Origin of the sequence: Streptomyces sp. NPDC048002, from assembly GCF_040653275.1 — a bacterium.
GTDB lineage: Bacteria > Actinomycetota > Actinomycetes > Streptomycetales > Streptomycetaceae > Streptomyces.
On the sequence record NZ_JBEZNL010000066.1, the window covers coordinates 14,816 to 28,423 of the forward strand.

At 72.2% G+C, this 13,608-nt stretch carries 13 protein-coding genes; 7 read left to right on the plus strand and 6 right to left on the minus strand.

All coding sequences use genetic code 11. The features are described 5' to 3' along the window. Nucleotides 1-22 precede the first annotated feature (22 nt). Together AB0E07_RS38655 and AB0E07_RS38660 are read right to left on the minus strand one after the other, a co-directional pair. A complete protein-coding gene (locus AB0E07_RS38655) occupies nt 23-529 on the minus strand; it encodes a sigma-70 family RNA polymerase sigma factor (protein ID WP_362262822.1) in 507 nt (168 codons plus the stop codon). Nucleotides 530-603: 74 nt separating this feature from the next. Further along, nucleotides 604-1,782 (minus strand): glycerophosphodiester phosphodiesterase, encoded by a 1,179-nt coding sequence (locus AB0E07_RS38660; protein WP_362262825.1) that lies wholly within the window; start codon nt 1,780-1,782, stop codon nt 604-606. Between the two features lie 432 nt (nt 1,783-2,214). Here AB0E07_RS38660 and AB0E07_RS38665 point away from each other — a divergent pair, with 432 nt between their 5' ends. Beyond that, nucleotides 2,215-2,889: a lysophospholipid acyltransferase family protein gene (locus AB0E07_RS38665; RefSeq protein WP_362262827.1), complete on the plus strand. Its 675-nt coding sequence runs from the start codon at nt 2,215-2,217 to the stop codon at nt 2,887-2,889. Between the two features lie 241 nt (nt 2,890-3,130). Here the strand turns inward: AB0E07_RS38665 and AB0E07_RS38670 are convergent, their stop codons facing one another. From AB0E07_RS38670 to argH, 4 genes are all read right to left on the minus strand, one after another. After that, nucleotides 3,131-4,654 carry an MFS transporter gene (locus AB0E07_RS38670; RefSeq protein ID WP_362262830.1) on the minus strand — a complete coding sequence of 508 codons (1,524 nt, stop codon included), beginning with the start codon at nt 4,652-4,654 and terminating at the stop codon, nt 3,131-3,133. After that, nucleotides 4,651-5,202: a helix-turn-helix domain-containing protein gene (locus tag AB0E07_RS38675; protein WP_362262832.1), complete on the minus strand. Its 552-nt coding sequence runs from the start codon at nt 5,200-5,202 to the stop codon at nt 4,651-4,653. Before AB0E07_RS38675 ends, AB0E07_RS38670 begins: the two co-directional genes overlap by 4 nt. A 124-nt stretch (nt 5,203-5,326) precedes the next feature. Then, nucleotides 5,327-6,298: an aldo/keto reductase gene (locus tag AB0E07_RS38680; RefSeq protein ID WP_362262834.1), complete on the minus strand. Its 972-nt coding sequence runs from the start codon at nt 6,296-6,298 to the stop codon at nt 5,327-5,329. Between the two features lie 57 nt (nt 6,299-6,355). After that, a complete protein-coding gene (gene argH, locus AB0E07_RS38685) occupies nt 6,356-7,783 on the minus strand; it encodes an argininosuccinate lyase (RefSeq protein ID WP_362262836.1) in 1,428 nt (475 codons plus the stop codon). Between the two features lie 235 nt (nt 7,784-8,018). On the opposite strand from argH, the gene AB0E07_RS38690 reads away from it, so the two are divergent. The 6 genes from AB0E07_RS38690 (at nt 8,019) to AB0E07_RS38715 (ending at nt 13,372) form a co-directional block, all read left to right on the plus strand. After that, nucleotides 8,019-8,867 (plus strand): hypothetical protein, encoded by an 849-nt coding sequence (locus tag AB0E07_RS38690; RefSeq protein WP_362262839.1) that lies wholly within the window; start codon nt 8,019-8,021, stop codon nt 8,865-8,867. Nucleotides 8,868-8,980: 113 nt separating this feature from the next. Further along, on the plus strand, nt 8,981-9,568 hold the full coding sequence (locus AB0E07_RS38695; RefSeq protein WP_362262841.1) for a pyridoxamine 5'-phosphate oxidase family protein: 588 nt from the start codon (nt 8,981-8,983) through the stop codon (nt 9,566-9,568). Nucleotides 9,569-9,571: 3 nt separating this feature from the next. After that, complete coding sequence (locus AB0E07_RS38700; RefSeq protein ID WP_362262843.1) at nt 9,572-10,267, plus strand: L,D-transpeptidase family protein; 696 nt, start codon at nt 9,572-9,574, stop codon at nt 10,265-10,267. A 75-nt stretch (nt 10,268-10,342) separates the two neighbouring features. Next, nucleotides 10,343-11,725, plus strand: a complete 1,383-nt coding sequence (locus AB0E07_RS38705) for a ferredoxin reductase family protein (protein ID WP_362262846.1) — start codon at nt 10,343-10,345, stop codon at nt 11,723-11,725. A gap of 29 nt (nt 11,726-11,754) precedes the next feature. Further along, a complete protein-coding gene (locus AB0E07_RS38710) occupies nt 11,755-12,579 on the plus strand; it encodes an FMN-binding protein (protein WP_362262849.1) in 825 nt (274 codons plus the stop codon). Beyond that, on the plus strand, nt 12,572-13,372 hold the full coding sequence (locus AB0E07_RS38715; protein WP_362262851.1) for an FAD:protein FMN transferase: 801 nt from the start codon (nt 12,572-12,574) through the stop codon (nt 13,370-13,372). Before AB0E07_RS38710 ends, AB0E07_RS38715 begins: the two co-directional genes overlap by 8 nt. Nucleotides 13,373-13,608: the final 236 nt, after the last annotated feature.

Sequence of the window (13,608 nt, forward strand, 5' to 3'; positions counted from 1 at the left end):
GATCGCCTGTTGTCCCTCACTCCTATCCCCGTGCTCCGTGAGCCGCAACCTCCGGCGCAAGCAATCGCCGAAGACAACCCAGACATCTGGAGCGTTCCGGCCCAAGGCTGCCTTGTGAGATACCCAACTCCCCCGCGATCTCCCGGTATGTCAGGTCCCTCGGCGAGAGCAGAGCCTCGACCAGGCGGGGGCAGCGGCCGGGCAGCCGGCGGACGGCGGCGCGCAGGGCGTGGTGGCGGGCGGCGCGCAGCGCGAGCCCCTCGGGGCCGGGGCCGGCCTCGTCCGCGGGTTCGACGGCGTACGGACGTTCGAGGCGAGTGGTACGGCGGCTGCGGCGGGCCTCGGAGCGGACGGCCGAGCGGAGCCAGCGCTCGGGGTCGACGGGCGGGCCCTGGACGTCGAGGAGTTCCAGCAGGCGCAGCCAGACCGCCTGTTCCAGGTCGGCGGGCTCGGTTCCGGAGGCGTGCGCCTCGGCCGACGCCTCGGCGGTGAGCAGGGGGCGCAGGGCAAGGAGGAGATCGTGCGTCATGTGCGGCACGACGCGGCCGCCGGGGCGACGGGTTGCTCGGGCGGCCGTTCCTCACTCCAATCGGGGCATATGCCTCAGCTGTTGACGAAGTCCTCGCGGGCCAGCAGTCCGGTGTCGGGCTGGTCGGTGAAGACGCCGTCGATACCGGTGGCGAAGTACGTCCGGTAGGCGCCGAAGACGTCGCCGTAGGCGTCCGCGTCGGTGCCCTTGCGGAAGTCGGCGGGCAGGAAGGGGTTCTCGTTGCGCAGCGTGTAGGGGTGCAGGACCAGGCCCACCTTGTGCGCGTCGGCGACCAGCGTGGTCGGCTGGGTGAGGTTGCCGCCCGCGTCCTTCGGGATGACCAGGTCGAGGGTCGGACCGATGCCCTGGGCGTAGGAGGCGATCTCGCGCAGCCCGGCCGGCTTGACCAGGTCGGCGACGGTCCGCGGGTCGCCGGTCTCGACGAAGTCGTAGGGCCGGGTGGCCGCGCCGGAGAGCAGCACGACGAGGGGGTTGTCGATGAGCTTGTTCAGGCGCTGGATGCTGGTCGGCTCGAAGGACTGGACGATGACCGGCGAGTTCCACCGGTTCCGGCCGTGCTTGCGCAGCACCTTGGCGATCCGCTCCTCCAGACCGAGGCCCAGCTTGCGGAAGTAGGTGGGGTGCTTCAGCTCGGGGTAGATCCAGACCTGCTTGCCTCGCTTGCGGGTCTGCTCCTCCTGCCAGCGGAGCACCTCCTCAAAGGTGGGGATCTCCCAGCGGCCGTTGTAGAGGGTGTTGTGCGGGCGGTTGGCCGGAATGCGCTCGACCGCCCGGAGCGTCTTCAGCTCCGCGAGGGTGAAGTCCTCGGTGAACCAGCCGGTCGTGGCGACCCCGTCGAGCAGCTTGGTGGTCTTCCGGCCGGCGAACTCGGGGTGGTCGGCGACGTCGGTGGTGCCGCCGATCTCCGGCTCGTGGCGGCAGACCAGATGGCCGTCCTTGGTGGGGACCAGGTCACCGGCCTCGACGATGTCCGCGCCCATGTCCAGGGCGAGCTGGTATGCGGCGAGCGTGTGCTCGGGGCGGTAGCCGCTGGCTCCGCGGTGGCCGATGATCGTCGGCACGGGCAGGCTCTTCACGCCGCCGCCCCCGCCCCCGTGCCCGGTGCCCGACGCGTGGGCCGGGCCTGACAGTCCGAGGACCGCGCCGCCCGCGCCCAGTACGGCCGCGCCCAGCAGCGCCCGCCGTCCGGTACCGCGCGCCTGCTCGTCCGGCCCCTGATCCTGCGTTCCCATGAGCGTCCTCCCGGCCTCGGCTCTTCGGTGCGGGCCGATGGTAGGGGGGCGCGCGTGACCGGCGGGAGACCCCCGCCCGAACACGGGGGTGACTCCGGATGACCGGTGGGGACGGATTTCTGACGGGCCGTCGGCATCGGGCGCATGGTTCAGGGTAGTCGTGGGGCGGACGCCGACCGGTTGACTCCCGGATGCCGACCGGCTGGCTCCCGGACGCCTTGTGGAGGGGTCGGCGCGATGTCGGTCACACCGTTCCGGGCGGGTTTCCGGCGGGCGGCGGCACGGCGTCGCAGGTAAACCAGCGTCAACAGTGCGTAAGGCCTCGGTGAACCCGATGTGCGCGACGCCGGGGACCGCGAGTATCGTCCTCACCTGCACAGACTTGTCCGCCCCCTCGACTCCCCTGGACTCGACTCGACACCGGAGGGCCCGTTGTCCCGCTTCGCGCTCATCAAGGCAGTGCTCGGACCGATCATGCGCCTGATGTTCCGCCCCCGGGTGGAGGGCGTGGAGCACATCCCGGGCGACGGTCCCGTGATCCTCGCGGGCAACCACCTGACGTTCATCGACTCGATGATCCTGCCGCTCGTCTGCGACCGGCAGGTCTTCTTCATCGGCAAGGACGAGTACGTCACCGGCAAGGGGCTCAAGGGCCGCCTGATGGCCTGGTTCTTCACCGGCGTCGGCATGATCCCGGTCGACCGGGACGGCGGTAAGGGCGGGGTCGCGGCGCTGATGACCGGGCGGCGGATCCTGGAGGAGGGGCGGGTCTTCGGGATCTACCCCGAGGGGACCCGCTCCCCCGACGGACGCCTCTACCGGGGGCGGACCGGTATCGCGCGGCTCACGCTGATGACCGGCGCGCCGGTCGTGCCGTTCGCGATGATCGGCACGGACAAGATCCAGCCCGGTGGGGCGGGGATGCCGCGGCCGAGTCGGGTGGGGGTGCGGTTCGGTCCCGCGATGGAGTTCTCGCGGTACGAGGGGATGGACCGGGACCGGTATGTGCTGCGGGCCGTGACCGACTCCGTGATGGCGGAGGTCATGCGGCTGTCCGGGCAGGAGTATGTGGACATGTACGCGACCAAGGCGAAGGCGGCGGCGTAGGTTTTCGACCCCGGGTCGGCGGGAGGCGGGTTGTTCTTCGGCGGGGGCCGGTGGGGGTTGGTCGCGCAGTTCCCCGCGCCCCTGAGGGTGGTGGGGCGGCCGGTAGTTGGTCGGCTGCCGGCCGGTGGGGGTTCCTCGCGCAGTTCCCCGCGCCCCCGAGGTTGGTGGGACGGCCGGCCGGTGGGGGTTGGTCGCGCAGTTCCCCGCGCCCCTGAGGGTGGTCGGCTGCCGGTCGGTGGGGTCAGGGGTGGGTCTCCAGTTGCTGGTTTCTCAGCATGAACCAGGCCGCTGCTGCTGCCGCCAGCAGTACTGCCGCGCCCACTCCCGAGGCGAAGGCGAGGCCGTCCACGAAGGACTGGCGGGCCGCGTCGAGCATGGTCCCGGCGGTTTCCGCGGGCATGGTGCCGGCCGCTTCCACCGCGCCGCCCAGTGACTCGTGCGCCTCCCGCGGCGTGCCGGACGGACCCGCGAAGTCGCGGTACACGCCGGTCACGATGGAGCCCAGCACGGCGATGCCCAGGGCCGCGCCGAGTTCGTACGCCGTCTCCGACACCGCCGACGCCGAACCCGCCTGCTCCTTCGGTACGGAGGACAGGATCACGTCCGCCGTCACGGTGAACGAGAAGCCCGCGCCGATGCCGACGACCAGCAGGGCCGCGCCGAGCAGCGGGTAGCCCGTCGACTGGTCCAGCACCGTCAGGGCACCCAGCGCCAGACCGACCGCCGCCAGGCCGCCGGAGACCACCGCGCGCACCGAGAAGCGGCGCGCCGCCCGTCCGGCCGCCAGGCCCGCCGCCACCGCGCCGACCGCCGCGGGGAGTTCCGCGAGACCCGCCTCGAAGGGGCCGCGCCCCTGGACGAGCTGGAGGTACTGGGAGAGGAAGAAGACCAGGCCGGACATGCCGAGCACGGTCAGCAGGTCGGCGAGGACCGCGCCGCTGAAGCCGCGTCGGCGGAACAGCCGCATGTCCAGCAGAGGGGTCGGCAGCGTCAACTGGCGGCGTACGAAGCCGTACAGGGCCGCGGCGCCCAGCACGCCCACGGCCAGCGGCTCCCAGGCCGCCCCGTGGGAGGCGAGCTCCTTGACCGCGTAGACGAGGCCGATCATGCCGACCAGGGACAGCAGCACGCTGGGCAGGTCCCAGGGGCCGGGCTCGGGGTTGCGGGACTCCGGGAGGGTCTTGACGCCGACCACGACCAGCACCGCCATCACGGGCAGGTTGATCAGGAAGACCGAGCCCCACCAGAAGTGTTCGAGCAGGAATCCGCCGACGATGGGGCCGACGGCCGTACCGGCGGACGCCGTGGCGCCCCAGATGCCGACGGCGAGGCTGCGTTCGCGCGGGTCGTGGAAGAGGTTGCGGATCAGGGCGAGCGTGGCCGGCATCAGGGTGGCACCGGCGACACCGAGCAGCGCCCGCGCGAGGATCATCAGCTCGGGGGTGGTCGCGTACGCGTTCAGCACGGATATCGCGCCGAACGCGGTGGCGCCCACCAGGAGGATCTTCTTGCGGCCGATGCGGTCGCCGAGGCTGCCCATCGAGACCAGCAGACCGGCGATGACGAAGGAGTAGACGTCGCCGATCCACAGCAGCTGGGTGCCGGAGGGCTGGAGGTCCTCGGTGATGTAGGGGGTCGCGAGACCGAGGACGGTCGCGTCGACGGCCACCAGCAGCACGGCGAGCACGAGGACGGACAGCGCGAGCCAGCGGCCGGGGCGCTTCACCGCCTCGTCCGGGTTCGCCGCCTGCAGGGTGCTGGTCATGGTTCCTCTCTCCGAAGTGCGCCGCCGAGCAGCAGCTCGACGATCATGTGGGTGAAATCGTTGGCGGCGACCCTGCCCTCCTGGACCGCCCAGGCGCCGGAGGCCATCAGGCCGTAGAGCGCCTCGGTGAGCCAGGCCGGGGTGAGGTCGATGCGGAACTCGCCGGACTCCTGGCCGCGCCGGAACAGCGCGGCGATCCGGCTGTCGAGCAGGGCCCAGCCCGCGTTCTGCTCCTCGCCCTCGAACAGTTGGTTCTCGGTGTAGAGGAAGGCGAGCAGCCCGGCCGCGGGCTCTATCTCGCGCACGAGTCTGCGGACCGCCCCGGTCGCGCTGCCCTCGTCGAGGCGGGCCGCGTCGAGGGCGGCGCCGCACTCCTCGATGCCCAGCGCCTCCAGGGCGCGGACGAGGGCGTCGCGGCCCGCGAAGTGGCGGTGCAGCGTGGCCCTGCTGATCCCGGCCGCCTTGGCGACCTCGTCCATGGTGGACGTGGATTTCCGGGTGAGCAGGGCGGCCGCGCTGCGCAGCACGTGGTCACGATCGACAGCCATGAGACGACTCTAGCCCATGTGAGACATCATTGTCTCACTCTGGGCGCGCATGTCTCAGTGAGATGGCTCTCCGTGGTGGATCAGTCGTGGATCAGTCGCGAATTAGTCGTGGACCAGTGGTGCATCAGTGCCAGGGCAGCCGCGCCCGTCGCTCCCAGTACGCGGCCGGCTCCTCCACGAGGGCCGCGAGCCGGGACAGCTGCTCCTCGTCCAGGTCGACGACGGCGGCGTGCAGGTTGGAGGCGAGCTGGGCGGTGGTCGCGGCACCGGAGAGGACGACACCGGCCCACGGCATGCGCAGGACGAGGGCGAGGGCCACGGCGTCGGTGCCGAGCGAGGTCCGCGCGGCCACCGCCCTCAACGCGTCCGGGGCGTGCGGCTCGGCGAGCCGGCCGTTGGCCATGCCCTCCTTGACGATCACCGTCAGTCCGGCGTCGTGCGCCTCGGCGAGGGCGGGGGCGGCGGAGGTCTCCAGCACGTTGTAGGTCGACTGGACGGTACGGAAGAGGGGTTCGCCGTCGACCGTCACGGCGAGGGCGGCCCGGATCGCGTCGGCCTGTGCGGGGCCACTGGTGGAGAAGCCCACGGTGAGGCCCTGGGCGGCCGCCTCGGCGAGCCGGGCGTGCAGGTCCTTGTCGGTGAGGGCGGGGCTGTCCGGCGTCACCGAGTGGATCTGGTAGAGGTCGAGCCGGTCGCCGAGCAGGGCGTCGGACTCGGCGCGCTGCCGCTCGTAGGTCGTCAGGCCGTGGTCCTTGACCTCGTGGTGCTCGGCGTCGGTGGTCCAGCCGGCGGTGTAGGTGTAGCCCCACTTGCTGCCCACCACGATGTCGTCGATGTCCGGCCGGGCGTTCAGCCAGTCGGCGAGGAACTCCTCCGAGCGGCCGTAGGAGCGGGCCACGTCGAAGTAGCGGACCCCCTGCGCGTAGGCGGCGTCGAGGAGTTCGTGCGTGCGCGCCCGCAGGGCCTCGACGCTGCGGCCCTCGGGCAGGTCGCGCTCGCGGCCCAGGTTGATGTACCCCGGGCGGCCGACGGCGGCGAGCCCCAGACCGATGTGGCAGGTGGGCGTCGTGGCGGTCGCGAGACGGGCGAAGGGCATCGCGGGCTCCGTTCGGTCGGCGTACTGACGACCAAAGTAACGCGCGACGCCCTCACGTCACTTCTTCGCGCTCGCCCACTCCTGCTGCGCGGCGACGTCCGCCTTCACCTCGGCCAGCTGCACCGCCACCGCGCTCGGGGCGGTGCCGCCGCGGCCGTTGCGGGAGGCCAGGGCGCCGGGGACGTTCAGGACCGTGCGGACCTCGGGGGTGAGGTGCTCGGAGATCTTCGCGAACTGTTCGTCCGTCAGCTCGTCCAGCTCCTTGCCCTCCGCCTCGGCGGCCTTGACACAGGCACCGGCCACCTCGTGCGCCACCCGGAACGGCACGCCCTGCTTGACCAGCCACTCGGCGATGTCGGTGGCCAGCGAGAAGCCCGCCGGAGCCAGCTCCTCCATGCGCTCGCGGTGGACGGTGAGCGTGGCGATCATGCCGGTGAAGGCGGGGAGCAGCACGTCCAGCTGGTCGCAGGAGTCGAAGACCGGCTCCTTGTCCTCCTGGAGGTCGCGGTTGTACGCGAGCGGCAGCGCCTTCAGGGTCGCCATCAGGCCGGTCAGGTTGCCGATCAGCCGGCCCGACTTGCCGCGGGCCAGCTCGGCGATGTCCGGGTTCTTCTTCTGCGGCATGATCGACGAGCCCGTCGAGAACGCGTCGTGCAGGGTGACGAAGGAGAACTCCTTCGTGTTCCAGATGATGATCTCCTCGGCGATCCGGGAGACGTTCACGCCGATCATCGCGGTGATGAAGGCGAACTCCGCGACGAAGTCGCGGGAGGCGGTGCCGTCGATGGAGTTGCCGACGGAGCCGTGCTCGAAGCCCAGGTCGGCGGCGACGGCCTCGGGGTCGAGACCGAGGGAGGAGCCGGCCAGGGCGCCCGAGCCGTACGGCGACACGGCGGTCCGCGCGTCCCACTGGCGCAGCCGCTCGGCGTCCCGGGACAGGGCCTGCACATGGGCGAGGACATGGTGGGCGAAGAGCACGGGCTGGGCGTGCTGGAGGTGGGTGCGGCCGGGCATGGCCACGTCGGGGTGGGCCTCGGCCAGTCCGACCAGGGCGTCCTGGAGGTCGGCGATCAGACCGGCGACGGACCGGGCCTGGTCCCTCAGGTACATCCGGAAGAGGGTCGCGACCTGGTCGTTCCGGGAGCGTCCGGCGCGGAGCTTGCCACCGAGGTCGGGCCCGAGGCGCTCCAGCAGGCCCCGTTCCAGGGCGGTGTGCACGTCCTCGTCGGCGACGGTCCCGACGAAGCTGCCGTCGGCGACGTCCAGGGCGAGCCGGTCCAGGCCCGCGAGCATGCGGGTCAGCTCGTCGTCCGTGAGCAGGCCCGCCTTGTGCAGCACCCGCGCGTGGGCCCGGGACCCGGCGATGTCGTAGGGGGCCAGACGCCAGTCGAAGTGGACCGAAGCGGACAGCCTCGCCAGGGCCTCGGCGGGGCCGTCGGCGAAACGCGCGCCCCAGAGCCGGACGTCTCCGCTGTTGCTGCTCACTTGTGCTCCTCAGAGGATCTGGATGGTGCACCGCCTCCCCGTGGCGTGAACGGGGAGGCGGCCGTCGGGGGCGCCGGTCGGTCTATGCATGATTATGCAGACCAACGCATGACTCGTCAATCTGGCTCGGATCTGAACACCTGAAACCGCTTTCCCGTACTTCACGCCGGACGCAGGCGCCGCGTCCGTCCACCACGAGAACTCCGCGCACATCCGACCCGAGTGAGGCTTCCGCATGTCCAGGGCTCTTCCGAAGTACAACAAGCGTCGTGTCGCGCTGATCGGCGGCGCCGCCGCGCTGGCGCTCTCCGGAGCCGTGATCGTCAACTCCGCGCTGGCCGGGGAGTCGTCCGGGAGTGACGCGCGCACCCTCGCCGGGCCGGGCACGATCAGCTGCCCGGACGTCGCCTCGCAGCTGCCCGCGATCCCCGCCGGCGCGCAGGCCGAGGTCGACCGCAACCTCACCCTCCTCCAGACCCAGATCGACGAAGCGAACAAGCGACTCGTCGACACCGTCGGCCAGGGCGGACCCAACTTCGTCCAGAACGCCATCCTCGGCCCCCTCGCCGGCAAGCGCACCGCCACCATCGACCGCATCGCCATCTCCATCGGCCGCACCGCCGAAAAGCCCCAGGGCCTCGGCGCCCTCGCCACCTGCGCGCTGAACGCGGGGGGCGTCGCCGAGACGGGTGCCGCGGAGGAGCCGGAAGCGGGCGCCGAGGAGGAGCCCGAGACGGGCGCGGGGGAGGACACCGGCGCGCCGGCCCCCGAGGAGGAGGCCGGCGCCGGGGTCGGGGCGATCAGCTGCCCGGACGTCGCCTCGCAGCTGCCCGCGATCCCCGCCAGCGCGCAGGCCGAGGTCGACCGCAACCTCACCCTCCTCCAGACCCAGATCGACGAAGCGAACAAGCGACTCGTCGACACCGTCGGCCAGGGCGGACCCAACTTCGTCCAGAACGCCATCCTCGGCCCCCTCGCCAGCAAGCGCACCGCCACCATCGACCGCATCGCCATCTCCATCGGCCGCACCGCCGAGAAGCCCCAGGGCCTCACCTCCCTGGCCGCCTGCACGCTCACCCAGTGACGTGACAGGCAACCGTGGCCGCCCCGTTGCGACGCCGGCCGGGGCGGCCACGGCCGCACAGCAACCCGAAAGTCCTTAGACAAACGAAATATTCGCGCGCATACTCATGTGACATGGGAAAGACCTATGAGCGCATAGACGGCCGGCTCCGCACCTTCATCGAGGCACAGCCCCTGTTCTTCACCGCGACCGCGCCCCTCTCCGGCGACGGCACGGTCAACCTCTCCCCCAAGGGACTCACCGGTTCCTTCGCGGTGCTGGACGAACTCACCGTGGCCTACCTGGACTTCGCCGGGTCGAACGCCGAGACCATCGCGCACCTGCGCGAGAACGGCCGGATCACCCTGATGTGGTGCGCCTTCCAGGGCCCGCCGACCATCGTCCGGGTGCACGGCCGGGGCGAGCCGGTCTTCCGCGACGACCCGCGCTTCGCCGGGCTCCTCGCCCACTTCCCCGGCATCGACCCCGGCCCGCACGGACTGCGCGCGATCATCGTCGTCACCGCCGAACTCGTCCGGGACACCTGCGGATACGCGGTGCCCTTCATGTCGTACGACGAGGACCGCGATCTGCACGCCCAGCGGTTCGCGCGGGAGGACGACGCGTCGCTGAACGCCTACTTCACCAAGAAGGACCACGTGGCGACCAGCCTGGATGGCCTACCCGGGCTGCCGTTGCCGCTGCCGCCGTCTACGGTCTGAGCCATGCGCCTCGGTGTCGTCGCCCTCGCCTCCGCCTCCCTCCTGCTGCTCGGCGCCGCTCCCCCCGGCGAGCGGCCGCTGCCGGCGCGGATGGCGGACCCGGGCGACGGCACCCAGCTGATCACCGCGGTCGCCCCGCGGACCGGCTCCACCTCCGGCACGGTCACCTGGTGGGACCTGCGCGGCGGACGCTGGGTCAAGTCCGGTTCCGCGCCCGCCCGTTTCGGGGCCAACGGCCTCGTGGAGGGCGCCGCCCGCCGCCAGGGCACCAGCACCACACCCACCGGGCTGTACCGGCTGCCGTACGCCTTCGGCATCGAGGCGGCGCCGCGCGGCACGGCGTACGAGTACCGCCCCGTGCGCCAGGACTCGTGGTGGTGCCAGGACAACGACTCGCGCAGCTACAACCGTTGGACCGAGCCGCGCGCCGTGGACTGCCGAGCGGCCGAGTCCGAGCATCTGATCACCTACACCGCCCAGTACGCGCACGCCCTCGTCATCGGCTTCAACTACGACCGGCCGGTGCGCGGCCGGGGCGCCGGGATCTTCCTCCACGTCAACGGCTCCGGCGCGACCGCCGGCTGCGTCTCGGTCCCCGCCGGGGACATGCGGCGGATCCTGCGCTGGGCCGATCCCGCCCGAAAGCCGCACATCGCCGTCGGTACGACGACCGGGCCGACCGCGATCACGCGGTACTGAACACTCCGGCCGCCCCGCACGTACCTCTGGGCCGAGGGACCCCGCCACTCCCCCTTGTCCGGACCCGGAGGAACCGTGACCACCACGCTCGCAGGCGGCCGTGCCGCCCGCCGCCAGACGATGCGCCGCATCCGTCCGCGCCGTTCCCCGGCCGTTCCCCTGGTCATCGCCCTGTGGGCGGGCGCCGCCGCCGTGCTCTGGCTGTGGTGGGACAACACCCCGTCCCTCGCCGACAACACCGCGAAGATCCTCGCCGCCGGCCGGATCACGGGTCTGCTCGCCGGGTATCTGATGGCCCTGGTCGTGCTCCAGATGGCCCGGGTGCCCGCGCTGGAACGGCGGGTGGGCTCGGACCGGGTCGCGCGCTGGCACGCGATGAGCGGCCGCTACACGATCTGCCTGGTCATCGCCCATGTCTTCCTCACCATGTGGGCGTACGCGCTCCAGGCGGGCAAGACGCTCGGCGACATCGTCCAGCAGACGATCGACTCGGTCAACACGCTGCCGGACATGGGCAAGGCGGCCATCGGCACGGGCCTGCTGTTCGTCATCGCCTTCCTGTCGATCGGCGGCATCCGCCGCAGGATCCCCTACGACTCCTGGTACCACGTCCACCTGCTGACCTACGCGGCCGTGTACCTGACGTTCTGGCACCAGATCACCACCGGCAACGAGTTCGCCGTCGAGCCCTCCGCGAAGACCTTCTGGTACGGGCTGTACGGCGTGGTCACCGCGCTGGTCCTCTGGTACCGCGTCCTCACCCCGATCCGCCTCAACCTCCGGCACCGGATGTACGTGGAGGCGGTCATCGAGGAGACACCGGGTGTGGTGTCGGTGCTGATCGGCGGGCGCAAGCTGCACCGGATGGGCGCGGAGGCCGGGCAGTTCTTCCGCTGGCGGTTCCTGGCCCCGGGGATGCGGTTCAGCTCCCACCCGTACTCGCTGTCGGCGGCGCCCCGCCCCGACATGCTCCGGATCACGGTCAAGGCGATCGGTGACCACAGCGAGGGGCTGCGCGAGCTGAAGCCCGGGACGAAGGTGTGGGCGGAGGGTCCCTACGGGGCGCTCACGGCGCAGCGGCGCAGCCGGGGCAAGGTGCTGCTGGTGGCGGGCGGTGTCGGGATCACCCCGATGCGGGCGCTGTTCGAGACGCTGCCGGGGGCCTCCGGTGACATCACGCTGCTGTACCGGGCCAACAGCACCCAGGACCTGGCGCTGTGGGACGAGCTGTCCGCTATCGCCGAGGAGCGGGGCGCGCGGCTGATGTACGCGGTGAACAGCCCCGACGGGGAGCGCCCGGACATCTCCGCGGAGCGGTTGCAGCAGAAACTGCCGGACATCGACCAGCACGACGTCTTCCTGTGCGGGCCGCCCGGCTTCGCGCAGTCCGTCTACGAAGCACTGCGCGGCGCGGGAGTGCCCGCCCGCCGCATCCATCACGAGTCGTTCGAGATGTGAGCGACGGGACTTCAGGAGCTGTTGAAGCGATGAGGAAGAGTCACCCCATCCGGCGTGTCGTGCTGGCCGGCGCCGCCACCGTGTCCGGGATCGTGCTGCTGCTGTCGCTGAAGCCGTCGTCGGACCCGGCGTCGGCCTCGGCGGCGGGCGTGGCACCGCAGCAGACCGCGGCGGCGCAGGAGTCGGCGCAGGGCGGCAACTCGGGGCAGGCCGGGACGCTCACCGGTGAGGCGGTGCAGACGGAGTACGGGCCGGTGCAGGTGCGGCTCACCGTCAGCGGCGGAAAGATCACCAAGGTGGAGGCGGTGCAGGCGCCCAGCGGCGGCCGGAGCACCGAGGTCACCGACATGGCGGTGCCCCGGCTGAACCAGGCGGCGCTCGCCGGGCAGAACGCGGAGATCGACGCGGTCTCCGGGGCGACCTACACCAGCGCCGGCTACAAGCAGTCGCTGCAATCGGCGCTGGACCAGATGGAGAAGTCCGGGGGCGGCGCCGAGGCGGGGGCCGACGCGGGCTCCGGTTCCGGGACCGATCCGGGCGCCGGCGCCGGTGCGGGCGACGGCGACGCGGGGGCCGCCGAGGCGCGTACCGTCACCGGTGAGACGGTGACGACGCAGTACGGGCCGGTCCAGGTGCGGATCACCGTCGAGGGCGGGAAGATCACGGCCGCGGAGGCCGTGCAGGCGCCGAGCGGCGGGCAGAGCACCCAGATCAACGGCAACGCCGTGCCGAAGCTCAACGCCGCCGCCGTGGCGGCCGGCAGCGCCGACATCGACGCGGTCTCCGGCGCCACCTACACCAGCAACGGCTACAAGCAGTCGCTCCAGTCGGCGCTGGACCAGGCCGGTGGCTGAGACCGTGGCCGAACCGGCGAAGGCTCCCGCCGCGGTGCGTCATGTGGAGGAGGTCATGGGGACCGTCTTCTCCTTCGACGTCCGCGGCGGGGATCCGGACGCGGTGCGGGCGGCGCTCTCCGAGGCCGTGGCCGGGCTGCACCGGGTGGACGAGGTGTTCAGCACCTACCGGGACGACAGCGAGATCTCCCGGCTGGGCCGCGGGGAGCTGACGGTCGCGGAGTGCGCGCCCGAGGTGGCCGCGGTGCTGGAGCTGGGCGAGGAGGCGGCCCGGCTGAGCGACGGGTGGTTCAGCACCTCGTACGAGGGGCGGCTGGACCCGACCGGGATCGTGAAGGGGTGGGCCGTCGAGCGGGCGGCGCGGCTGCTGGAGCGGGCCGGGGCGAGCGGGGTGAGCGTCAACGGCGGGGGCGATGTGCAGCTGCTGGGCGTGCCCGGCGGCGACCGGCCCTGGCGGGTGGGCGTGTCGGATCCGCTGCGGCCCGGCGGGCTGGCGGCGGTGATCTCGGCGGCCGGTACCTCGGAGCTGGCGGTGGCGACGTCCGGGACGGCGGAGCGCGGGGCGCACATCGTCGACCCGCGCACGGGCCGCTCCGCGGTGACGGACCTGGTCGCGGTGACCGTGGTGGCCCCGGGCGTGACCTGGGCCGACTGCTGGGCGACGGCAGCCTTCGCGATGGGCTCGCGGGACGGACTGCGCTGGCTGGAGTCCCTCCCGGACGTGGAGGCCCTCCTCATCACGGCGGGCGACGAGGTCCGCTGCACGGGCGGCCTGGCGGCCCGCCTCGGCTGACCGCGGCGCGGCCGGCCGACGTGACTACTCGGCGAACAGACCCGGCCGCCAGGGGGCTACTGCCCGAGCGCCCTCGACTGACACGGGCCCGGCCGGACCATCCGCTCCGACGACCCCCGGGCCTCTTGGGCGGCCGGACTCAGAGCTCCGAACAAAAGTGGGGTCCGATCAGCGGGCGGTGTCCGGTGCGTGCGATCGCAAGGCGCCGAAAGGCCCTGGTAGCGGAGCTACCAGGG

Coding starts and splice junctions, on each gene's coding strand:
- AB0E07_RS38655 (WP_362262822.1), bottom strand. CDS start 529: ATGACGCACGATCTCCTCCTTGCCCTGCGCCCCCTGCTCACCGCCGAG.
- AB0E07_RS38660 (WP_362262825.1), bottom strand. CDS start 1,782: ATGGGAACGCAGGATCAGGGGCCGGACGAGCAGGCGCGCGGTACCGGA.
- AB0E07_RS38670 (WP_362262830.1), bottom strand. CDS start 4,654: ATGACCAGCACCCTGCAGGCGGCGAACCCGGACGAGGCGGTGAAGCGC.
- AB0E07_RS38675 (WP_362262832.1), bottom strand. CDS start 5,202: ATGGCTGTCGATCGTGACCACGTGCTGCGCAGCGCGGCCGCCCTGCTC.
- AB0E07_RS38680 (WP_362262834.1), bottom strand. CDS start 6,298: ATGCCCTTCGCCCGTCTCGCGACCGCCACGACGCCCACCTGCCACATC.
- AB0E07_RS38690 (WP_362262839.1), top strand. CDS start 8,019: ATGTCCAGGGCTCTTCCGAAGTACAACAAGCGTCGTGTCGCGCTGATC.
- AB0E07_RS38695 (WP_362262841.1), top strand. CDS start 8,981: ATGGGAAAGACCTATGAGCGCATAGACGGCCGGCTCCGCACCTTCATC.
- AB0E07_RS38700 (WP_362262843.1), top strand. CDS start 9,572: ATGCGCCTCGGTGTCGTCGCCCTCGCCTCCGCCTCCCTCCTGCTGCTC.
- AB0E07_RS38710 (WP_362262849.1), top strand. CDS start 11,755: ATGAGGAAGAGTCACCCCATCCGGCGTGTCGTGCTGGCCGGCGCCGCC.